The organism is Alphaproteobacteria bacterium HT1-32 (assembly GCA_009649675.1).
GTDB lineage: Bacteria > Pseudomonadota > Alphaproteobacteria > Rhodospirillales > HT1-32 > HT1-32.
Genome location: WJPL01000001.1, coordinates 1,539,113 through 1,561,597 on the forward strand (window position 1 = coordinate 1,539,113; position 22,485 = coordinate 1,561,597).

Annotated in this window: 20 protein-coding genes and 1 riboswitch; of the genes, 13 read left to right on the plus strand and 7 right to left on the minus strand. The window is 58.9% G+C overall.

All coding sequences use genetic code 11. The features are described 5' to 3' along the window. The first annotated feature begins 56 nt into the window (after window positions 1–56). Window positions 57–1,043, plus strand: coding sequence for a LysR family transcriptional regulator (locus GH722_07295; protein ID MRG71566.1), 987 nt, complete (start codon window positions 57–59; stop codon window positions 1,041–1,043). Window positions 1,044–1,223: 180 nt separating this feature from the next. Beyond that, window positions 1,224–2,114 carry a taurine dioxygenase gene (locus GH722_07300; GenBank protein ID MRG71567.1) on the plus strand — a complete coding sequence of 297 codons (891 nt, stop codon included), beginning with the start codon at window positions 1,224–1,226 and terminating at the stop codon, window positions 2,112–2,114. 7 nt (window positions 2,115–2,121) lie between these two features. On the opposite strand, the gene rnhA is transcribed toward GH722_07300, so the two are convergent. Next, on the minus strand, window positions 2,122–2,559 hold the full coding sequence (rnhA, locus tag GH722_07305; GenBank protein ID MRG71568.1) for a ribonuclease HI: 438 nt from the start codon (window positions 2,557–2,559) through the stop codon (window positions 2,122–2,124). Between the two features lie 180 nt (window positions 2,560–2,739). Between rnhA and GH722_07310 the strand changes: the two genes are divergently transcribed. The 5 genes from GH722_07310 (at window position 2,740) to GH722_07330 (ending at window position 7,982) form a co-directional block, all read left to right on the plus strand. After that, on the plus strand, window positions 2,740–3,270 hold the full coding sequence (locus GH722_07310) for a hypothetical protein (GenBank protein ID MRG71569.1): 531 nt from the start codon (window positions 2,740–2,742) through the stop codon (window positions 3,268–3,270). 107 nt (window positions 3,271–3,377) lie between these two features. Beyond that, window positions 3,378–3,466: riboswitch (glycine riboswitch) on the plus strand. Between the two features lie 170 nt (window positions 3,467–3,636). Continuing rightward, window positions 3,637–4,746, plus strand: coding sequence for a glycine cleavage system aminomethyltransferase GcvT (gene gcvT / locus GH722_07315; GenBank protein ID MRG71570.1), 1,110 nt, complete (start codon window positions 3,637–3,639; stop codon window positions 4,744–4,746). A gap of 10 nt (window positions 4,747–4,756) precedes the next feature. Next, window positions 4,757–5,128 carry a glycine cleavage system protein GcvH gene (gene gcvH, locus GH722_07320; protein ID MRG71571.1) on the plus strand — a complete coding sequence of 124 codons (372 nt, stop codon included), beginning with the start codon at window positions 4,757–4,759 and terminating at the stop codon, window positions 5,126–5,128. Beyond that, complete coding sequence (locus GH722_07325) at window positions 5,128–6,471, plus strand: aminomethyl-transferring glycine dehydrogenase subunit GcvPA (GenBank protein MRG71572.1); 1,344 nt, start codon at window positions 5,128–5,130, stop codon at window positions 6,469–6,471. The genes gcvH and GH722_07325 overlap by 1 nt, the downstream gene beginning before the upstream one ends. Further along, complete coding sequence (locus tag GH722_07330) at window positions 6,468–7,982, plus strand: aminotransferase class V-fold PLP-dependent enzyme (protein MRG71573.1); 1,515 nt, start codon at window positions 6,468–6,470, stop codon at window positions 7,980–7,982. Before GH722_07325 ends, GH722_07330 begins: the two co-directional genes overlap by 4 nt. 248 nt (window positions 7,983–8,230) lie before the next feature. Here GH722_07330 and GH722_07335 read toward each other — a convergent pair whose 3' ends face one another. The 3 genes from GH722_07335 to GH722_07345 form a co-directional block, all read right to left on the minus strand. Further along, window positions 8,231–8,545 carry a hypothetical protein gene (locus GH722_07335; GenBank protein MRG71574.1) on the minus strand — a complete coding sequence of 105 codons (315 nt, stop codon included), beginning with the start codon at window positions 8,543–8,545 and terminating at the stop codon, window positions 8,231–8,233. A 214-nt stretch (window positions 8,546–8,759) separates the two neighbouring features. Next, window positions 8,760–9,593: an EamA family transporter gene (locus tag GH722_07340; GenBank protein MRG71575.1), complete on the minus strand. Its 834-nt coding sequence runs from the start codon at window positions 9,591–9,593 to the stop codon at window positions 8,760–8,762. A gap of 65 nt (window positions 9,594–9,658) precedes the next feature. Next, window positions 9,659–10,603, minus strand: coding sequence for a GNAT family N-acetyltransferase (locus tag GH722_07345; protein ID MRG71576.1), 945 nt, complete (start codon window positions 10,601–10,603; stop codon window positions 9,659–9,661). A gap of 240 nt (window positions 10,604–10,843) precedes the next feature. On the opposite strand from GH722_07345, the gene mdh reads away from it, so the two are divergent. The 6 genes from mdh to GH722_07375 all read left to right on the plus strand — a co-directional run bounded on the left by mdh (window position 10,844) and on the right by GH722_07375 (window position 19,794). Beyond that, the gene (gene mdh, locus GH722_07350; protein MRG71577.1) at window positions 10,844–11,806 is read left to right on the plus strand and encodes a malate dehydrogenase; all 963 of its coding nucleotides are present in this window, start codon (window positions 10,844–10,846) and stop codon (window positions 11,804–11,806) included. Between the two features lie 69 nt (window positions 11,807–11,875). Next, window positions 11,876–13,072 carry an ADP-forming succinate--CoA ligase subunit beta gene (sucC, locus tag GH722_07355; protein ID MRG71578.1) on the plus strand — a complete coding sequence of 399 codons (1,197 nt, stop codon included), beginning with the start codon at window positions 11,876–11,878 and terminating at the stop codon, window positions 13,070–13,072. Beyond that, on the plus strand, window positions 13,072–13,947 hold the full coding sequence (gene sucD / locus GH722_07360; protein ID MRG71579.1) for a succinate--CoA ligase subunit alpha: 876 nt from the start codon (window positions 13,072–13,074) through the stop codon (window positions 13,945–13,947). The genes sucC and sucD overlap by 1 nt, the downstream gene beginning before the upstream one ends. A 53-nt stretch (window positions 13,948–14,000) precedes the next feature. Continuing rightward, the gene (locus tag GH722_07365) at window positions 14,001–16,979 is read left to right on the plus strand and encodes a 2-oxoglutarate dehydrogenase E1 component (GenBank protein MRG71580.1); all 2,979 of its coding nucleotides are present in this window, start codon (window positions 14,001–14,003) and stop codon (window positions 16,977–16,979) included. A gap of 46 nt (window positions 16,980–17,025) precedes the next feature. Then, complete coding sequence (gene odhB / locus GH722_07370) at window positions 17,026–18,336, plus strand: 2-oxoglutarate dehydrogenase complex dihydrolipoyllysine-residue succinyltransferase (GenBank protein MRG71581.1); 1,311 nt, start codon at window positions 17,026–17,028, stop codon at window positions 18,334–18,336. Between the two features lie 36 nt (window positions 18,337–18,372). Further along, on the plus strand, window positions 18,373–19,794 hold the full coding sequence (locus tag GH722_07375; GenBank protein MRG71582.1) for a dihydrolipoyl dehydrogenase: 1,422 nt from the start codon (window positions 18,373–18,375) through the stop codon (window positions 19,792–19,794). A gap of 157 nt (window positions 19,795–19,951) precedes the next feature. Here GH722_07375 and GH722_07380 read toward each other — a convergent pair whose 3' ends face one another. Genes GH722_07380 through GH722_07390 form a run of 3 tightly spaced genes read right to left on the minus strand, consistent with a single transcriptional unit; the run spans window position 19,952 to window position 22,444 of the window. Next, entirely contained in the window at window positions 19,952–20,797 is an 846-nt protein-coding gene (locus GH722_07380; protein MRG71583.1) for an alpha/beta hydrolase fold domain-containing protein, read from the minus strand. A gap of 25 nt (window positions 20,798–20,822) precedes the next feature. Continuing rightward, entirely contained in the window at window positions 20,823–22,235 is a 1,413-nt protein-coding gene (locus GH722_07385) for an Asp-tRNA(Asn)/Glu-tRNA(Gln) amidotransferase GatCAB subunit A (GenBank protein MRG71584.1), read from the minus strand. Then, on the minus strand, window positions 22,232–22,444 hold the full coding sequence (locus GH722_07390) for a hypothetical protein (GenBank protein MRG71585.1): 213 nt from the start codon (window positions 22,442–22,444) through the stop codon (window positions 22,232–22,234). The genes GH722_07385 and GH722_07390 overlap by 4 nt, the downstream gene beginning before the upstream one ends. Between the last annotated feature and the right edge of the window lie 41 nt (window positions 22,445–22,485).

A 22,485-nucleotide genomic window follows, 5' to 3' on the forward strand; every position in this document is an offset into this window, starting at 1 on the left:
TGCCGGTGCGTCAGCCGACCGGCGTTGGCCGAGACGGTGTCGGATGGCCGGATGATATGCAAGCGTTCGGCGGCTGGCCGAACCGGCAGATTTCGCTAAGCTGGCTTTCTGTCGCAATTTTCACCCCGGCGTTCATGGCCCTCAATATCCGTCAGCTTGAAGCTTTCCGCGCCGTCATGGTGATGGGGAGTGCCACCGGTGCGGCACAGATGCTGCGCGTTTCGCAGCCGGGCATCAGCCGGCTGATCGGTGATCTGGAGCGGGCAATCGGGTTCAAGCTGTTTGCCCGCCAGCGGGGTCGCCTGCGCCCGACGCCGGAAGGCGCCAGCTTTTATGAAGAGCTGGAGCGGTCCTTTGTCGGGATGGAGCGGCTGCAACAGACAGCGACGGAAATCCGTGACATGCGGCGGGGGAACCTCCGGATCGCCGTCATGCCGGCCCTGTCACTTGATCTGGTGCCGGATATCACCAGCCGGTTTCTGGCCAATCATCCGGAAATGCGGCTGACCATAGAATCCCACACCTCTGTCCGGATTGTCGAATGGGTTGCGGCCCGGCAGTTCGATATCGGAATTGCCCAGCTTTCGCTCGACCAGCCGGGGATCGACGTGGTGCAGTCCTACCGGACGGATTGTGTTGTGGTCTGCCCGCTCGGCCACCCTTTTGCGGAGCGTGACGTCATCCGGCCCGGTGATCTGGCGACCGAGACCTTTGTCGCGCTGGCACAGCATACGCGGGCGGCTGTTCAGATCGACCGGGCGTTTGAAAATGCAAATATCCGGCGTCAGATACGGCTGGAGACCCAGCCCTCGGCGATTGCCTGTTCCATGGTGGTACGCGGAATCGGGGTGGCCCTGGTTGATCCGCTGACGGCGGCTTTCTATGGCCCGAACCGGCTGGTCATTCGCCCGTTCGAGCCTTCGATTCCCTTTGGTTTCCGCATCATTCAGGCGGCGGATACCATCACGTCACGGGCGGCGACGGCTTTTATCCGGGAAGCGGAAACCCTGTTCAGAACCCATCCGTCTGTAAAGCCTGCATAGCACCGGGCCGGATCAGACAATCCGGTGGTCTGATCTTCCCTCGTTCTGCCTGTCTTCCCGGCGCAGGGCGGGGCCTTGCCGGACTTTCCGGTCCGCTGATATACTGTCCGGACAAATTGAACTTTCCGTCTGCGTCCCGGTTTCTATAATCGGGGCAGGGAATAACAGGAAACATCCATCATGACGAACCAGTCACAGCCCGCAGATGCGCCGAAAATCGGCGATAACCGCTATCGCCGGATCACCGTCACACCGCAATCCGGGTCCATCGGCGCCCTGCTTGGCAATGTTGATATGGCAGAGGATCTGGATGATGAGGTGATTGGTGAAATCCGTCAGGCGCTGCTTGATCATCTGGTGATATTCTTTGACGGTCAGGCGCATGTGACCCCGGACCAGCAGATCGCTTTTGCCCGCCGCTTCGGTGATATTGTGCCCTATCCGATGGTCAAGGGGCTGGAAGGCTATCCGGAAATCGTGCCGGTGGTGAAGCTGGAGCATGAGAAACATAATTTCGGCGGCATGTGGCACACGGACACCACCTATATGGATGTTCCGCCGCTGGGCTCGATCCTGCTGGCGCGGGAGTTGCCGCCATATGGGGGTGATACCCTGTTCGCCAACATGTACCTGGCCTATGAAACCCTGTCCGCACCGCTGCGCGAGATGCTCGACAAGCTGACGGTGATTCAGTCCTCAGCCAAAGGTGCGGTGGCGCAAAGCCGCAAGGCCCGGATCGAGGAGGAAGGCCGGGATGCGAAGACTGCCCCGGTTTATGTGGCCGAGCATCCGGCCGTACGTACGCATCCGGAAACCGGCCGGAAGGCCCTGTACGTGAACAGTGGTCATTCCATCGGTTTCAAGGAACTGACGGAGGAAGAAAGCCGCCCCCTGCTGGACTTCCTGTTCGCGCACCAGACCCGGCCCGAATTCACCTGCCGTTTTGTCTGGCGTGAAGGGGCTGCCGCATTCTGGGACAACCGGGCCTCACAGCATAACCCGGTCAACGATTATCACGGCTTCAAGCGGGTGATGCACCGGGTCACGATTGCCGGCGACAAACCGTTCTAGGGTTTGGTCAGCGGCCCGGTACGGCGTCGCGGGCCAGCTGGTCGGCGCGTTCGTTTTCCGGATGCCCGGCATGTCCCTTGACCCACTGCCAGTCAACCTGATGGGTGGCGCAGGCTTTTTCGAGACGCTGCCAGAGTTCGGCATTCTTCACCGGTTTTTTGGCGGCTGTTTTCCAGCCGTTGCGTTTCCAGCCGTGAATCCACTTGGTGATTCCGTCACGGACATAGGTCGAGTCGGTATAGAGCACACAGGAGGACGGGCGCTTCAGGGTTTCCAGTGCACAGATCGCCGCCATCAGCTCCATGCGGTTGTTGGTGGTCGATGCCTCACCGCCGGAGAGTTCCTTTTCCGTCTCGCGCCAGCGCAGGATGGCCCCCCAGCCGCCCGGGCCGGGATTTCCGGAACAGGCGCCGTCGGTGAAAATTTCGATGGCGTCCTTGGTCATGATCGTCCAGCGGCTTGTTGTTCAGAGGCGGCTTCCCTACACTCCCGGTCCCGCCTTGCCAAGGCGGTAACAGTGATAAAGACAACCCGATTGCAGGAGCAGGAAGTCATGTGTGGTGATCGCCCGATGACGGGTCACAGGACCCCACCCTGCACCGGCATGCATAACCGGACCTGACCCATGCGCCCCCATATTCCGTCCTTCGCCGTCTGCCTGATCGCCTCTGCCCTGCTTGTGGCCTGTACGCAGCGGATAGCCCCGCCCTGTCCGCCTCAGAACAAGCTGATTGATCATGCGCGGATCACCCAGTTCCGCGACGGCCCGGGACGGGACATCACGGATATCGACTTCAAGGCAGTGATGGCTGACCCGGTCGGACAATGTATCTACCCGGATGACGAAGACCGGATGATCATTTCGCTTCAGGTCGTCTTCGATATTGAACGGGGCCCGACGGCAAGAACCCAGACTGAAGATGTTCCCTACTATGTCGCGATCGTGACCAAGGACCAGAAGATCATCCGGAAAGAGTCGTTTCTGGCCCAGCTGACCTATCCCGAGCGCGCCTCCCGCATGCGGTTTATTGATGGTTTTGTGGATATCGAGATCCCGCTTTCGGAAAACCTGCGCCCGAACATGATCGAAGTGAAAACCGGCTTTCAGCTGACCGAAGAGCAGCTTCAGTACAACCGGGCCTCAATCGCCCGCTAAAATCCGGACTGCTGCTGTGGATCTTTATCTCCACATTCAGTTGATTTGAATCCGTATCGCGGACATATTGGCCGGACCGGGCGCAGAAAAGAGGCCCGGACATACAGATGACCCTGGCGGGAGAGTCAGGTCCGCCTGCGCCGAAGGAGCAAATCGCCCCCGCGAAACTCTCAGGCAAAAGGACCGTCAGGTGATGAAGCTCTGGAGAGTGGATGGCTACAAGGCCATCCCACCGAAGATGTAAGACGGCGGGAGAATCCCCGGCGGCGAATCTTTCAGGTTCCGTGACAGAGGGGGGTGGCCACAGGGTTCCGGTAACAGGGAACTGCTGGTCGCCTGAAAGACTGTCATAACGGGAGAAACCTGATGAGCGACCCCAGTGAAACTTTAAAAAAGACCGCGCTGTTTGACCTGCATGTCGAACTCGGCGCGAAGATGGTGCCGTTCGCGGGCTATGACATGCCGGTGCAATATCCGGCCGGCGTGCTGAAAGAACATAACCACACACGTGACGCGGCGGGACTGTTCGATGTCTCGCATATGGGTCAGGCGCGGCTGACCGGCGACAACCCGGCTGCCGCACTGGAGACCCTTGTGCCTGCCGAATTGCAGGCGCTGGAGCCGGGACAGCAGCGATATACCCAGTTCACCAACGACCAGGGCGGCATTCTGGACGATCTGATGGTCACCAATATGGGCGATCATCTGTTCATCGTCGTCAATGCAGCCTGCAAGGATGCAGATTTCGCACATATGAAATCGAAGCTCGCCGGCAAGGCGGAGCTGGAGATCATTGACGACCGGGCCTTGCTGGCCATTCAGGGTCCGAAAGCCGGTGAGGTGATGGCACGGCTGTCACCGGAAATGGCGACGATGACCTTCATGACCGCCGCCGAGGTTCAGATCGACGGCGTCAGCTGTCTGGCAACCCGGTCCGGTTATTCCGGTGAGGACGGGTTCGAGATTTCCATCCCGAACGATCAGGCAGAACGTCTGGCCCGTCTGATGCTGGATCAGCCGGAAGTCGAGCCGATTGGTCTCGGGGCTCGTGATTCCCTGCGACTGGAAGCCGGTCTCTGCCTTTACGGGTCAGATATCGACGAGACCACGACCCCGGTCGAAGGGGGACTGGTCTGGAGCATCGGCAAGCGTCGCCGCACCGAAGGCGGCTATCCTGGCGCGGATGTTGTCGCCAGACAGCTTGCCGAGGGCGCAGCGCGTAAACGCGTCGGTATCCGCCCGGAAGGCCGTGCCCCGGCGCGGGCCCATACGGAAATACACAGTGGCGGCCGCAAGATCGGCGAGATCACCAGCGGCGGCTTCGGCCCGACGGTCGGTGGCCCGGTCGCCATGGGCTATGTGGAGACAGAGTTTGCCAGGGCCGGAACCCCGGTCACCCTGATTGTGCGTGGCAAGGAAGCGCCGGCGCAGGTCGAGAAAATGCCATTCGTTCAACAACGCTATTACAGAGGCTAGGAGAAAACCGATGATCTATTACTCAGAAGACCATGAATGGATTGAAGTCGAAGACGGAGTCGGAACCGTCGGCATTACCGCTTATGCCGCTGAACAGCTGGGCGATGTGGTGTTTGTTGAAGTCCCGGAAGTCGGCAAGACCCTGGCCAAGGGTGACGATGCGGCGGTGGTCGAATCCGTAAAGGCGGCCAGTGAAATCTACAGCCCGGTCTCCGGCGAAGTGGTCGAAAGCAATGACAGCCTGCCGGATGCGCCGGAAACAGTCGGCGATGACCCGCAGGGTGATGGCTGGTTCTTCAAGATCAAGCTGGAAGACGAGAGCGAACTGGAAGAACTGATGGATGATGCTGCCTACAAGGCATTTCTGGAAGGGCTGGACTGATGCGCTATCTGCCGCTGACGGAGGCGGATCGCCAGTCAATGCTGGCGCGCATCGGCGCGCCATCGGTGGATGCCCTGTTCCGGGATGTGCCGGAGCAGGCCTATCATGACGGTGATTTCGACCTGCCTGACTTCAAGGGAGAGCTGGAGGTTGAACGCCTTCTGCGGGGTTATGCCGACGAAAATCTTGGGGCCAATTCGGTGCCCTGTTTCCTGGGTGCCGGTGCTTACCATCATCACGTGCCGTCTTCGGTGGATTATCTGATTCAGCGGGGCGAGTTTCTGACCGCCTACACGCCCTATCAGCCGGAAATCGCCCAGGGCACCCTGCAATATGTCTTCGAATTCCAGACCCAGGTGGCCATGCTGACCGGGATGGATGTGGCAAATGCGGGCATGTATGACGGCGCGACCTCCTGCGGTGAGGCGGTCGCCATGGCGATGCGCATCACCAGGCGCAGCAAGGCCGTGTTGTCCGGCTGGCTGCACCCGCATTATCGGGAAGTGGTCGAAACCAATGCGCATTTTCTGGGAACGGAAATTCATTCGGAACCGGCAGATCCGCTGAACGGGACGGACCTTTCAGCCCTGATCGATGATCAGACGGCCTGTGTCGTGGTGCAGAATCCGGGAATTTTCGGTCATGTCCGTGACTATTCCGACCTTGCTGCGGCCTGCCATGAAAAAGGCGCGCTGCTGGTGATGATCGTAACCGAGGCCGTCAGCCTTGGTGCGCTGAAATCGCCGGGTGAAATGGGGGCGGATATTGTTGCCGGTGAAGGCCAGTCCTTTGGTGTGCAACTGGGCTATGGCGGACCCTATGTCGGGCTGTTTGCGACCCGTCAGAAATATGTCCGCAACATGCCGGGCCGTCTCTGCGGCGAGACTGTCGATGAAGATGGCCGCCGTGGTTATGTGCTGACCCTGTCGACCCGCGAGCAGCATATCCGGCGCGAGAAGGCGACCAGCAACATCTGCACGGCCTCCGGTCTGTGCGCGCTGGCCTTTACGATCCATGTGTCGCTGCTGGGCGAGGCCGGTCTCGACCGGCTGGCGAAGCTGAACCATGCGGCAGCGGTGACGCTGGCGGAGAAGCTGGAAGCTCTGGACGGCGTTGAACTGCTGAACGACACTTTCTTCAATGAATTCACGATCAAGCTGTCAAAGCCTGCGGATACAGTCGTCGAGAAACTTGCCGGTAAAGGCATTCTGGGCGGGGTTCCGGTCTCACGCATGATGCCGGGTGCCGGTCTGGATAACTGCCTCATTCTGGCAGCAACGGAGACCGCGACAGCGGAAGATATCGACCATCTTGTTTCCAGCCTGAAGGAGGCCCTGGCATGACCAAGGATACTTTCACCGGCCATCGCGGCCTGATGCTGGAAGAACCGCTGCTGTTTGAACAGGGGCAGGAAGGCCGTACCGGCGTTGATTTGCCGGAGCCGGCGGCGGTAAAAAGCCGCCTCGGTGACTGTGCCCGCGGGCGCAGTGTACCGCTGCCCGGCCTGTCAGAGCCGCAGGTGGTGCGCCACTTCACCCGGCTGAGCCAGCGCAACTATGGTATTGATTCCGGGTTCTTCCCGCTCGGTTCCTGCACCATGAAGCATAACCCCCGGATCAATGAGAAGGTGGTGCGGCTTGGTGGTCTGGGCGATCTGCATCCGATGCAGCCGGAATCGACGGTTCAGGGTGCGCTGCGCCTGATCGACGATCTGGCAGACTGGCTGATGAAGCTGACGGGCATGCCGGCCGTGGCGATGTCCCCGGCTGCCGGGGCGCATGGCGAACTTTGTGGCCTGATGGCGATCCGCTCCAAGCTGGACAGCGACGGCCAGCAGCATCGTATGCGGATGCTGGTGCCGGAATCGGCACATGGTACCAACCCGGCCTCGGCCGCAGCCTGCGGCTTTACCGTTGATCCGATCCCCGCCAACAAGCGTGGCCGGGTCGATCTCGAAGCCTTCCGGGCCAAGCTGGGTGACGATGTGGCCGGCATGATGCTGACCAACCCGAACACCTGTGGCCTGTTCGAGAACGATATCATCGAACTGGCTGCGATGATTCATGAAGCCGGTGGTTACTTCTATTGTGACGGGGCGAACTTCAACGCCATTGTCGGGCGGGTGCGTCCGGGCGATCTCGGCGTCGACTGCATGCATATCAACCTGCACAAGACCTTCTCGACCCCGCATGGCGGCGGCGGCCCGGGCAGCGGCCCGACGGTGCTGTCCGATGCGCTGTCGGCTTTTGCTCCCCTGCCTTATGTGGTGAAGGACGGCGACCGGTTCCGGCTGGTCGAACATCCCGGCGATGCGGACGAAAAACCGTTCGGCCGGATGAAGGGCTTTCATGGCCAGATGGGCATGTTCGTCCGCGCCATCGCCTATATGCTGAGCCACGGCAAGGACGGCCTGCGTCAGGTCTCCGGTGATGCGGTGTTGAATGCCAATTACATCCTCGCCAGTCTGAAGGATGTGATGACCGCTCCGTTCGGTGGTCCCTGCATGCATGAAGCCCTGTTCGATGATGCCTTCCTGAAGGATACTGGTGTGTCGACACTGGATTTTGCCAAGGCAATGATCGACGAGGGTTTCCATCCGATGACCATGTATTTCCCGCTGGTGGTGCACGGCGCGATGCTGATGGAACCGACGGAAACCGAAGGCCGGGAGGCGCTGGACGAGTTCATCGGCTCCATGCGGTTTCTGGCTGAAAAGGCAAAGGCCGGTGATGTGGACCGTTTCAAGAACGCCCCGCAACTCACCCCCTGGCGCCGTCTCGACGAAACTGGCGCAGCCCGCAAGCCGGTGCTGCGCTGGACCCCGCTGGAGCCGGACCAGCAGGCTGCCGAATGAAACAGCCCCCCTCTCCTGCGGTGAGGTGGGGGAGGGGGGTGACTGTCTCGACAGTCGTTTCGAGGCTGTTCAGGCTACTGTTTATTAATATATTTGCTACTTACTTTATAAATTTTGAGCATGAGTTAAGTGAAGTGCATCGACTTGGGTTGTTGAAGTTTAAATCGAGAAAAATATTGACCTTTCTCTAATATTTAACTGTGTGGACTCATAAAACTTAATTACGAAAATGTGATGATTATTAATTTTTATTTCTTACTCCGGCCAAAGAAGTACCCAATCAATGTCCCAAATAGTACACCTATTGTAGAGTCAAATTTATCATAAAACGATAGAAGTACGGCTGCAATAATTACGGTAAAGACAAGAATATATTTTCCAATAATGTTGATTTTTTGGTGTCCTGCATTTCGCTCCATCCCAAATCGTTTCAAATCTTCGATAATTGCGACAACACGAATAGCAACTTCATGCCCCGAGGGGGTTGATAGGTATGTCCAGAATGATCTGAGATCAGTTTCCTCTTCTGGTTTGATGGTCGGCGGCATCTCAATATCAGTCATTTTTCACTCCAAACTTTAATTACATATATTATTATGAATTATAATAGATTTAAATAATCTTTATAGTAAATGTGGGGCGGCGCATTTGGACCCAGGTCAATACCTGAACATAAATCGATTATGTCGAATAGGTTAAGCTGGGTGATAGGAGTGTCTGTCGTCCTTCAAAGCGTGTCATTGGCCCTCTTCAAGATCAAAATTATCAACCTTTCCTTTATCCCAGCAGAATTGGACTTCTTGGCTGTCGGTGCGCGATGATAATGCCGGTGGCGACCAGCAGCAGACCGGCCAGAAAGGACGGGCCGACCTGTTCATCCAGCAAGGCCCAGCCCAGTGCGGTTGCGGTGACCGGCCCCAGCGCCAGAAATATGGTGACGCGGGTGGGTGAGGCACGGCCCAGCGCCCAGAGCCAGAGAAAATAGGTTCCCCCCGACGACAGGCCGATCAGGATGACAATGATCCACCCCGTCTGATCGAGCCGGGGCGCGGTTGTGAAGAATCCTTCATATGCGGCGAAAACCACCAGAAACAGAACCGAGGCTGCCATCGCCAGGGTACTGACCTGCACAGTCGGATAGCGTTGCAGATAAGGGCGGTAGAGGACGCTGCAGAGTGCCCCGGTTGCGGCGCTGATGAAGATCGCGATCTCACCCCGCCAGTCGCCGTTACCGATCCCTTCCGTCAGCAGCTTGTGGCTGAGCGCCAGTGCCACGCCGCCCATGGTCAGGATCACCCCGGCCGACCGGAACAAGCCGAGGCGTTCGCGGCCCAGCATGGCCGCAAATAACATGGTCAGCAGCGGAAAGGAGGAGAAGATGACGGCCGCCCGTCCGGAGGGAATGAGACTGAGGCCGTAATTCATCACGGCGATCAGGACCCCGAATTGCAGGATGCCAAGAATGGCAATCGGCGCCATGTCTGCTGTCGCGATGCGGGCGCGCCGGATCGTGTAATAGGCCGGAAGCAGACAAAGCGCGCCGACGCCATAGCGGATCATGGCCAGTGAGGCCGGGTCGATATCCGGCAGGACGAACCGGCTGGCGACCATCGCTGCTCCGACCTGAATCCCGGTGATGGCAGCGGCGAGCGAGGTGGTGACGGAGGGGCTGTCGCTCACAGGTCACGCTCCCAGGTTTCACCGGTCAGGTCATGGCCGAAACTGGTATGCGGTTCTTCATGAACCAGCCGGAAATCGAGTGCTTCATAAAGTTGACGGGCATCGGTCAGGATGCTGTTGGTCCAGAGGGTCATGCGCCGGTAGCCGGCTTCACGGGCAAAGCGCAGGCATTCCTGAACCAGCCGTTTGCCGATACCCTGCCCGCGGGCCCTCGGCTCGACCAGAACCAGCCGGAGTCTGGCGGTGATGTCATCCTGGGCGACAACGACGGCTGATCCGACCCGCTGGCCGTCACGCTCTGCGATCCAGATGCAGTCCCGGTCCGGATCAAAATTGTCGATGATCTCCGATGTGATCTTTGCCACCAGTGCTTCAAAGGTAATGTCCCAGTCATATTCCTCTGAATAGAGGCGTCCATGCGCCTCGACGATCCAGCCGAGATCACCGCTGCGATGCGGACGCAGCAGCCAGCCCTGAGCAGAGTCAGGCTGTGGCCGGAAGATATCCTCTATCGATTTCATGCAGGCGATCAGGCGCTCGCGGTCGCTGGTGGCCAGCGGGGCCAGCAGTCTGCTGGTCTGGCGAACGGACGCGCGGTTCAGCCGGTCGAAGACTTCCCGCCCTGCGATGGTCAGCCGCAGCAGCATCTGTCTGGCATCCTGCTCGCTGCGCTGGCGGTCGATGACATCGGCATTGCGCAATCGCTTGAGAATGCGGCTGACATATCCCGGATCCAGATCCAGCAGCTGGCAAAGGTCGCGGGCTGTCAGTCCTGAACTGTGCGCCAGCTCAAAAATGATCCGGGCTTCCGTCAGGGTCCAGGGGCTGTCGAGCAATCCTTCGCGTAATAACCCGGCCTGAACGGTGATGAACCGGTTGAACTGTCGCACCGCCTCGATATGCGGGCCGGAGACAGGGTCATTTGGAGGTGAAACGGTCATAATAATGTAATCGTCAATAAATTAGTTGCTAAAAGCAATTAAAAAAATCGGCTCTGATGGATCAAATATGCAAAAGTTGCCTGATCCGGGGCGTTCTTGTGGGTATCCACACTTGCCCGATGGATGGAATGGGGCATACTGGCGCGCAAATGAACCCGGCAAATGGCTGTTCGGGATGACCGTCCTGATGACGGTCCGAAGAGCAGATTTTCCGGGACTTGATCCGTTAAGGGAATTTCCATGGCACGCAACAAGATCGCTCTCATCGGCGCCGGCAATATTGGCGGCACCCTCGCTCACCTTATTGGCCTGAAGGAACTCGGCGACGTCGTTCTGTTCGACATCGCAGACGGTATTCCGCAGGGCAAGTCACTCGACATCGCTGAAAGCTCGCCGGTTGAAGGCTTTGACGCCAGCGTAACCGGGTCGACAGATTATGCCGACATCGCCGGTGCAGATGTCATCATCGTTACCGCCGGTGTTGCCCGCAAGCCGGGCATGAGCCGCGATGACCTGATCGGCATCAACGCCAAGGTCATGGCCTCTGTTGGCGCGGGTATCCGCGACAATGCGCCGGATGCCTTTGTCATCTGCATCACCAACCCGCTCGACGCGATGGTCTGGGCGCTGCGCGAAGCTTCCGGCCTGCCGCATAACAAGGTCGTCGGCATGGCCGGTGTCCTCGACAGTGCGCGCTTCCGTTATTTCCTGGCTGAAGAGTTCGGTGTGTCCGTTGAAGACGTCACCGCCTTCGTACTGGGTGGCCACGGCGACACCATGGTGCCGCTGACCCGTTACTCCACGGTTGCCGGCATTCCGCTGCCGGATCTGGTGAAGATGGGCTGGACCACAGACGAAAAGCTGGAACAGATCGTTCAGCGTACCCGCGACGGCGGTGCCGAAATCGTCGGCCTGCTGAAAACCGGTTCCGCATTCTATGCTCCGGCCTCTTCCGCCGTGCAGATGGCCGAAAGCTATCTCAAGGACAAGAAGCGGGTTCTGCCCTGCGCAGCGAATCTCAGCGGCGAATATGGTCTTGATGACCTTTATGTCGGTGTGCCCTGCGTTATCGGTGCCGGTGGCGTCGAGAAGGTTGTCGAGATCGAACTGAACGCTGATGAGCGGGCGATGTTCGATAATTCAGTCAAGGCGGTTAAGGGTTTGCTGGAGGCGACAAAAGGCCTTATGGCAGGCGCAAAATAAGCAGCCGATCAACACGGCGCGCCCCGGACAGGGACGCGCCGTTTCTTTCTAACGACCCGGAAAGCGATCATGAATATTCACGAATATCAGGCGAAGCAGCTACTCGGTAAGTATGGCGTCGCCACACCGCGTGGCAGCGTGGCGTACTCCGTCGATGAAGCTGTTGAAAAAGCCAATGAACTGGGCGGTCCTGTCTGGGTCGTCAAATCCCAGATTCACGCAGGTGGTCGCGGTGCCGGTCGCTTCAAGAGTGACCCGGACGGCAAGGGTGGCGTGCGCGTCGTCAAGTCCGTCGATGATGTCAAATCGAATGCCGGCGAAATGCTCAATCAGGTTCTGGTCACCAAGCAGACCGGACCGGAGGGCAAGGAAGTCAAGCGCCTCTATATTGAAGAAGGCTGCGACATCGCCCGCGAACTGTATCTGTCGATGCTGGTGGACCGCGGATCGTCGCGCATTGTCGTGATGGCTTCGACCGAAGGCGGTATGGATATCGAGGAAGTCGCCGAGAAAACGCCGGAAAAGATCGTGAAGGTATTCATCGACCCGATCACGGGGATGATGCCGTTTCATGCGCGGGAAATTGCTTTTGGCCTGAAGCTGGAAGGCAATCAGGTCCGCTCGGCAACCAAGCTGTTGCTGTCGGTCTATCAGGCCTTCACAGACCTCGATGCTTCGCTGCTTGAAGTGAACCCGCTGGTCGTGACCGGCGCGGGTGATGTCATTGCCCTCGATGCGAAGATGAACTTCGACGACAACGCCCTGTTCCGGCACAAGGATGTCGCTGAACTGCGTGACGAAGACGAAGAAGATCCTTCCGAACTCGAAGCCGGCAAGCATGACCTGAACTACATCAAGCTTGATGGCGCCATCGGCTGCATGGTCAACGGTGCCGGTCTGGCCATGGCGACGATGGATATCATCCAGCTTTATGGCGGATCACCGGCCAACTTCCTGGATGTTGGCGGTGGCGCGACCAAGGAACGGGTGGCGGTGGCTTTCAAGATCATCACCTCCGATCCGAATGTCGAAGGCATTCTGGTCAACATCTTCGGCGGCATCATGCGCTGTGACATCATCGCGGAAGGCATTGTTGCCGCTGCGAAGGAAATCAGCCTCAGCGTGCCGCTGGTTGTCCGTCTTGAGGGCACCAACGTGGAGCGCGGCAAGGAAATCCTCGCCACCTCCGGTCTCGATATCATTTCCGCCGAAAATCTCGCCGATGCGGCCGAGAAGGTGGTCAAAGCGGTGAAGGAGGCAAACTGATGGCCGTTCTCGTCGACAAGAATACCAAGGTCATCTGCCAGGGCTTTACCGGCCAGCAGGGTTCCTTCCACTCCGAACAGGCCATTGCCTATGGCACCAGGATGGTCGGCGGCGTAACGCCGGGCAAAGGTGGCTCCAAGCATCTCGGCCTGCCGGTCTATGACACGGTGGCCCAGGCCCGCGAAGCAACCGATTGCGATGCGTCAGTCATCTATGTGCCGCCGCCATTCGCCGCCGATGCAATCCTTGAGGCACTGGATGCGGAAGTGCCGCTGATCATCTGCATCACCGAAGGCATTCCGGTGCTGGACATGGTGAAGGTGAAGCGTGCGCTCGGAACGTCCAGTTCACGCCTGATCGGGCCGAACTGCCCGGGTCTGATTACACCGGATGCCTGCAAGATCGGCATCATGCCCGGCCATATCCACAAGCGCGGATCGGTGGGTATCGTGTCCCGTTCGGGCACCCTGACCTATGAAGCTGTCGCTCAGACCACAGCAGCCGGTCTTGGCCAGTCGACCTGTATCGGTATCGGTGGCGACCCGGTAAACGGGACCAACTTCATCGATTGCCTGGACCTGTTCCTGGGCGACGATGAAACGGAAAGTATCGTCATGATCGGCGAAATCGGTGGCGATGCAGAAGAAAACGCCGCCGAGTTCCTGAAACAGTCGAAGGTGAAGAAGCCGGTTGTCGGTTTCATTGCCGGTGTGACGGCCCCTCCGGGTCGCCGCATGGGTCATGCCGGCGCCATCATTTCCGGTGGCAAGGGCGGGGCCGACGACAAGATGGAAGCCATGCGCAGCGCAGGCATTTCGGTGGCGAAGTCACCGGCGGCTCTGGGCAGCACCATGGTTGAGTTGCTCAAGGGCTGATCGGCCCACAAGCGTCAAAGTGATAAGGGAGAGCGCGGCAGCGCTTCAGCGGAATGGCAGTTACTGATATCGATTCCTTCCTGTTTACCGGCAATCAGGTCTATATCGCCCAGCTTTATGAGCGGTATCTCGACGATCCGGGTTCCGTTGATCCTGGCTGGCAGGACTTCTTTGCTGATCTCGAAGATGATGCCGGCGGCCTTGTCCGTGAGATGAAGGGTGCCCCCTGGGCGCCGAAGGAAAGCAACGTCATTGGCGAGATGGGGCTGACCCCGCTTTCCGAACAGATGTCCGAAGAACAGGGCGACGGCTCTCCCGCGCCCGGCGGATTCAACAAGGCCGTTGCCCAGCGTGTCGGGGCCGATCAGGTTCGCGCGGCTACGCTGGATTCAATCCGCGCTCTCATGCTGATCCGTGCCTATCGGGTGCGTGGTCATCTGGAAGCCGATCTCGATCCGCTGAAGCTCGACAAGAAGGAGCCGCATCCCGAACTGGATCCGGCAACTTACGGCTTTACGGACAAGGACCAGTACAAGGAAATCTTCATCAACTACGTTCTGGGTCTGGAGACAGCGACCCTGCGTGAAATCATCACCGTCCTGCGGGAGACCTATTGCGGGACGATCGGTGTTGAATTCATGCATATTCAGGACCCGGATGAGAAAAGCTGGATCCAGCAGCGCATCGAATCAATCCGCAATCAGGCGCATTTCACGGACCGCGGCAAGAAAGCGATCTATGACCGTCTGGTCGAAACCGAAGGCTTCGAGAAGTATCTCGACAAGAAGTTCACCGGCACCAAACGGTTTGGTCTGGATGGCGGTGAATCGCTGATCCCGGCGCTTGAGCAGATTCTCAAGCGGGGCACACAGCTCGGCATCGAAGAAGTCGTTATCGGGATGCCGCATCGTGGCCGCCTGAACGTGCTGGCCAACCTGATGGGCAAACCCTATGCCGCGATCCTGAATGAGTTTCAGGGTGGCTCCGCCCAGCCGGATGACGTGGGTGGCTCCGGTGACGTGAAATACCATCTCGGCAGCTCTGCTGACCGGGTCTTTGACGGCCGTTCCATCCATCTGTCGCTGACCGCGAACCCGTCCCATCTGGAAGTGGTCAATACGGTTGTGCTGGGCAAGGTGCGTGCCAAGCAGCGCCAGCGTAATGATACCAACCGCGAAAAGGTCATGGGTCTGCTGATGCATGGCGATGCGGCTTTCGCCGGGCAGGGACTGGTTCCGGAAGCGCTCGATCTGTCGCATCTGCGTGGCTACAAGACCGGCGGTACGATCCATGTGATCGTCAACAACCAGATCGGCTTCACGACCTCGCCGAAATTCTCCCGTTCATCACCCTATTGCTCGGATGTGGCAAAAACTGTCGCAGCCCCGATTTTCCATGTGAACGCGGATTGCCCGGAATCGGTTGTCCATTGTGCCCGTATGGCAGTGGAATACCGGCACAAGTTCAAGAAAGACGTGGTGGTGGACATGATCTGCTACCGTCGCTTCGGTCATAACGAAGGCGACGAGCCGATGTTCACGCAGCCCCTGATGTACAAGAAAATCAGTGGTCATGATTCAGTCGGCGAAATCTATTCGAAGAAGCTGATCCGTGAAAAGGTCATCACCGAAGAGCAGGCGAAAGCCGTGGTCGACAAGATGAATGCCGAGCTTGATGCGGCATTCGAGGCTTCGAAATCCTACAAGGTCAACAAGGCGGACTGGTTCGATGGTGTCTGGTCCGGCCTGTCGGTCGCTCATGGTGACGAGCGGCGCGGCGAAACCGGTGTTTCCATTGATCGTCTGCGTGAAGTTGGGGAAGGCCTGACCCGGGTTCCGGAAAACTTCCATCCGCATTCCAAGATCGTGCGCCAGCTTGAAGCCAAAAAGAAGATGCTGGAAACCGGCGAGGGGCTGGACTGGGCAACCGGTGAGGCGCTGGCCTTCGGAACCTTGTTGCTTGATGGCTCTCCGGTACGTCTGTCCGGTCAGGATTCAGGACGCGGTACGTTCTCGCACCGTCATTCCGTGCTGATCGATCAGGAAACCGAAGATCGTTATATTCCGCTGAACAATCTCCGTTACGGGCAGGCCCCGTTCGAGGTGCTTGATTCACCCCTGTCAGAGGCCGGCGTGCTGGGCTTTGAATATGGCTATGCCTCGTCAGAGCCGCATATGCTGGTGATGTGGGAAGCGCAGTTCGGTGACTTTGCCAACGGTGCGCAGGTCGTTATCGATCAGTTCATTGCCTCGGGCGAAGCGAAGTGGCTGCGGATGAACGGCCTCGTGATGCTGTTGCCACATGGCTATGAAGGACAGGGGCCGGAGCACAGTTCAGCCCGCATCGAGCGTTATCTCCAGCTTTGTGCTGAAGACAACATTCAGGTCTGCAACTGCACGACCCCGGCGAATCTGTTCCACATCCTGCGTCGTCAGGTGGTCCGGAACTTCCGTAAACCGCTGATCCTGTTCACGCCGAAATCGCTGCTCCGCCACAAGAAGGCGGTCTCCAAGCTGGAGGAAATGGGCGATGGCACGACCTTCCATCGTGTGCTCTGGGACGAATATGCGCTGGGGCAGGACAAGGATGTCAAACGGGTCATCATGTGTTCCGGCAAGGTCTATTACGATCTGGACGCCGAGCGTGAGGCAACGGGCCGCAAGGATGTCTACATTCTGCGTCTCGAACAGCTTTATCCGTTCCCGAAGAAAGCGCTGATCGCCGAACTCTCACGCTTCCCGAAGGCCGAACTTGTCTGGTGTCAGGAAGAGCCCCGAAATATGGGGGCATGGCATTTCCTGGGTGAGAATTTCGATGAAATGCTGAGCGAAATGGGCCGCGACGGTGAGAAAATTGCCTATGCCGGTCGTAAGCCGGCGGCATCACCGGCAACCGGGTCCGCGAAAAAGCATGCCATCGAGCAGGCCGCACTGGTGAACGAAGCTCTGGGTGAAGCGCCGAAGGCGGCCGCCCGCAGCCGGTCCGCCTCGAAGCCTGCAACCCGCAAATCACCCGCAAAAAAGAAGTCCTGACGCCAGCGGCGTCCGGTAACCTGTAATCTGAGGAGCATCCTGAACCATGGCCGTTGAAGTAAAGGTGCCGCAGCTCGGCGAATCAGTGACCGAAGCAATCGTTGCCAGCTGGATGAAAAAGCCCGGCGACGCGGTCGCTGTCGATGAGGCAATCTGCGAGCTGGAAACCGATAAGGTGACCCTCGAAGTCAATTCGCCGGTCGCTGGTGCGATGGGTGAAATCATTGCCGAGGAAGGCGCAGAAGTTGAAGTCGGCGCCCTGCTGGCGATGATCGAGGAAGGAGCCGAAGGCTCTGCCAGTGCCGAGGCACCGAAGGAAGACAAGAAAGAAGCCCCGAAAGAGGAAAAGGCGGAAGCAAAGCCGGAGAAGCAGGAAGCCAAACCTTCTTCACCGCCACCACCTCCTGCGGCTTCTGTACCGGCCGGCAACAAGCCCGACCTGTCCAAGCCTCTGCCGCCTGCGGTTAAGAAAATGATCGCTGATAACGGCCTGAACGCAGCCGACATTCCGGCTTCGGGCAAAGACGGTCGTCTGACCAAGGCCGACGTGGTGAATTTCATGCAGGGCGGCTCCAAGCCGGCCAGCCGCCCGGCAGCGACACCGGGGAGCGCCCCGGCCCGTCCGTCTTTTGACGCTCTGCCGCCGCGCCCGGAAAACCCGCTGGAAGAGCGGGTGAAGATGACCCGGCTGCGCAAGGTTATCGCGTCGCGTCTGAAGGAAGCCCAGAACACGGCTGCCATGCTGACCACCTGGAACGATGTCGATATGACACGGGCCATGGAAATGCGGGCGAAGTACAAGGACGGTTTCGAGAAGAAGCATGGCGTGCGCCTTGGCTTCATGTCGATGTTCGTTCGTGCGGCCTGCATTGCGCTCCGCGAATGGCCGGCGGTAAATGCCGAGATCTACGGCGACGAAATCATCTACAAGAACTACTACAATATCGGCGTTGCGGTCGGTACACCGAACGGACTGGTGGTGCCGGTTCTCAAGGATGCCGATGACATGAGCTTCGCCGGCATTGAAGGATCGATTTCCGACTTTGGCCGTCGTGCCCGTGACGGCAAGCTCACCATGGATGAGATGATGGGCGGCACCTTCACCATTTCAAACGGTGGCGTTTTCGGGTCAATGAACTCGATGCCGATCATCAATGTGCCGCAGGCTGCGGTACTGGGTATGCACCGGATCGAAAAGCGCCCGGTTGCTGTTGGTGACGAAGTTAAAATCCGCCCGATGATGTATCTGGCCCTGTCCTATGATCACCGCATCATTGATGGCCGCGAAGCCGTGTCCTTCCTGGTGCGGATCAAGCAGTGCATCGAAGATCCGGGCCGTATCCTGCTGGACGTCTGAGCCTGAAACCCAACCCGACTGCCGGGAGCGAGAAATATGAGTGATACCTATGACGTTGTGATCATCGGCGGTGGGCCGGGTGGTTATGTCTGTGCCATCAAGGCCGCCCAGCTTGGCCTCAAGACGGCCTGTGTCGAAATGCGCGGCGCCCTTGGCGGCACCTGCCTGAATGTCGGCTGCATTCCGTCGAAAGCGCTGCTGCATTCCTCGCATCTCTATGAATCGGCACAGCATGAATTTGCCGAGCATGGCATTGAGGTTGGTTCACCGAAGGTCGATCTGGACAAGATGCTGGCCCGCAAGGACAAGGTCGTTGTCGACCTGACCTCGGGCATCGAGTTTCTGTTCAAGAAGAACAAGGTCGATTATTTCAAGGGCCGCGGCAGCATTGAATCTGCGACCAGTGTCAGGGTCGAGAAGGTAAAGGGTCTCGACGGTTCGGAAGACAAGACGCTGTCGACGAAAAACATCGTCATTGCAACGGGTTCTGAATCCACACCGCTCAAGGGCGTTGATGTCGACGAGAAGCAGATCGTCTCCTCAACCGGAGCGCTGAGCCTGAAGAAAGTGCCGAAAAAGCTGGCCGTGATTGGCGCCGGCGTCATCGGACTGGAAATGGGTTCGGTCTGGCGCCGTCTTGGCGCAGAAGTGACGGTGATCGAATTCCTCGACCGTATCCTGCCGGGGATGGATGGTGAACTGGCGAAACAGTCACAGCGTATTCTGGGCAAGCAGGGGATCAATTTCAAACTGGGCACGAAGGTGACCGGCGCGAAGAAAACCAAGACTGCCGTCACTCTGACCATGGAGCCGGTCAAAGGCGGGGATGCAGAAGAATTCAAGGCAGATGTGGTGCTGGTTGCCATTGGCCGTCGCCCCTACACGGAAGGCCTCGGCCTTGAGAAGGCCGGCGTGAAGCTGGATGATCGCGGCCGGGTTGCCGTAGACGAGTATTTCCAGACGGAAGTTGAAGGCATTTTTGCAATCGGTGATGCGATTGTTGGCCCGATGCTGGCCCATAAGGCAGAAGAAGACGGCGTTGCCATTGCAGAAATGCTGGCCGGTGAAGCCGGTCATGTTGATTACGACAAGGTGCCGGGTGTCGTCTACACCACACCGGAAATCGCCTCTGTCGGCAAAACCGAAGAAGCCCTGAAGGAAGCCGGTATCGACTATGCGGTCGGCAAGTTCCCGTTCAGCGCCAACAGCCGCGCCCGTGCGGTTTCGGATACAGCTGGCTTTGTGAAAATCCTGACCGACAAGAAAACCGATACGGTCCTTGGCGTACATATTGTCGGCCCGCTGGCCGGTGACCTGATCGCGGAAGCCGTGATGGCGCTGGAATTCGGTGCGTCGGCAGAAGATATCGCCCGTATTTCCCACGCGCATCCGCAGATGGGTGAGTCCGTCAAGGAAGCCGCCATGGCCGCCTGGACCGGCAAGGCAATTCACGCCTAGGGTTCTGTCTGCCAGACTTCAGGGTTTCTGCATCCTTCGAGACGCAGCTACGCTGCTCCTCAGGATGAGGTCTGGTTATGGTAAAACCTCATCCTGAGGAGCGCAAAAAGCGCGTCTCGAAGGATCGCAGTAAAAATCAGACAGCGGATAACCCGGCTCAGCTGATACCCATCTGTGACAGCTGTGCTTTGAACAGGTCGCTCTTGCCGTCGCAATGGGTTTGCAGCAGGCCCAGATGACCGTCATTCGGTGAAATTATCAGGTCACCGCCGAATTTTTCCTGATACTGCCGGGACTGATCGATCCAGCCCTCAGGCTCCACCCCGCCAACTGTGGTCAGAATCGGACAATCCGTTGTCGGGGTAGCAGCCAGTGCATTGCAGCGTGCGGCCATTTCCTCGGTCAGGTGGAGGTCGTTATTGACGCTGATATGGCGGGCCGGTTCCGGGTCATAGATACCACTCATCAGCGTGGCACCCTTGATGAGGTCTTTTGGCAGGCCGCGTGCGGCCCAGTCGGTCGCCAGAACCATGGCAGCGAGATGCGCTCCGGCAGAGTGACCGGCAATATAGAGCCGGTCGGGATTGCCCCCCTTTGCAGCACAATTCCGGGCGATCCAGTCCACCCCTTCGATGATCTCGGCGACGATGTCATCCAGTGTCACTTTCGGGCAGAGATCGTAATCCAGATTGATGGTGGTGACGCCACGCGGGGTGAAGGCACCGGCGACGAAACCGAATTCGTCCTTGGTGCGGGCCCGCCAGTAACCGCCATGGATGAAGATCATGGTCGGTGCCGAGGGATCATCGGCCGGGAAGATGTCCATCAGCATCTGGTCGGCAGTGCCATAGCGGACGCCCATTTCATGTTTCAGGCTGGCCCGGGCAGTGGCGCTCAGTTCGGCGAATATGCGGTCAAAGTCGCCGCGGTTGGCCGGCACGGCCCGTGGGTTGAACTGTAATTCAAGTTCTTCGGCGGTCAGGGATTTCCAGTCAAAGCTCATGATCGTCTCTCTCCTGTCGGATATGTCAGTCTAGCTGCGGATGGGCATCGGTGCAGCCGGTTGCGCGCTCGTAGGCGCGTGCTGTGCGATAAACTGTTGCCTCGTCAAATGGCCGTCCGGCGAGCTGGAAGCTTGCGGGAAGACCATTGGCGGTGAAACCGGCGGGAACGGCCATTGTCGGCACACCGAGATAGTTGAAGGGCCGGATATTGCGGGTCAGGCGTATCAGTGCCTGCAGGAAGCCCGGCCCGTCAGAATGATCGGTTTCGGCTATTGTCGGCACGGGGGTGTCGAGACCCGGCGCATGCATGACATCGGCATTGGCGAACATCGCCTTGCAGAAAGCCCGCAAGATCGGGGCCCGCAGCTTTAGCGCCTGCTGATAGGTCACCGCCGGGTAAAACAGCCCGGCCAGCATGCGTCCGCGCGTCTGATGCCCATAGCGATCCCAGTCCGAGGCGAGACCGCTGGCGTGATAACCGGCAGATTCCGAGCTTGAAAGTACCGTGGTCAGGGCGACCAGATCCTGCATTTCCGGGAACCGGACGGGAACGATGGTCGCGCCGAGGCGGCGATAGACATCCAGACTGGTATTGGTCAAAGCGGCAACTTCGTCGTCGAGACTGTCACCAAAAAAATCTTCGCAGACAGCTATTCGCAGCCCCCGGATGTCCTTTTCAATTCCCTCCAGAAAATCGGGGACTGGCAGATGGCTGGTCGTCGGATCACGGGGGTCACCGCCGGCAATAGCCTGAAGCATCAGGGCGTTGTCGCGGACGGTGCGGGTCAGGGGCCCGACATGATCGAGGGAAAAGGACAGCGGCATTGCGCCGGACCGGCTGACCCGGCCATAGGTCGGTTTCATGCCGACCAGCCCGCAGCAGGCTGAAGGGGTGCGGATAGACCCGCCCGTATCGGAGCCGAGAGCACCGAAGGCCAGCCCCGCCGCAACCGCCGACCCGGAACCGGAGGACGACCCCCCGGTAATATGGTCGGTGTTCCAGGGGTTGCGTACAGCGCCGGTATGCTGGTTATGGCCGGTCGGTCCGAGGGCAAATTCCACCATGTTGAGACGGGCGATATCCAGCGTACCCGCCGCATCAAGGCGATGGAGGGCGGTGGCGGTTGTCGTGGGCTGATAATCCTTGCGGATGATGGCGCCACAGGCGGAAATTCGGCCCTCACGGTAATACATGTCCTTATGTGCCAGCGGCACACCGTGCAGCGGGCCGACGGGCTTACCGGCTGCCAGCCGTGCATCTGCATCTGCTGCACCGGCCAGTGCCGTCTCAGGGTCCGCACCGGCGATGCAGTTCAGCCTGTCACCCAGTGCGTCAATCCGTGCGAGACAGGCTTCTGTCAGCTGGACGGAGGTAAAGTCACCTTTTCGGATACCGGCGGCGGCGGCTTCAAGGGAGAGATAGGGGTCGATGCTCATTTGCCGCCACCTCCGGTTGTTCCGGGCGCGAGGGCTTCGAGTTCCCGCAGATAATCTACAGGCTCGGCTTCCAGCGACAGCCGCGTCGCCAGCCTGCGTACGACAGCACTGTTTGCGGCGGAAACGCGCGCCGGTTCAGCGATCATTTCAGGCGTAACATCAATACCATAGGTCTGGCGAATCCAGTCCGCCCGTTCCGTATCAGTCATCAGGGAGAGTTCCTCGTTATTCTTTGGCGCGGAGTCTAGTC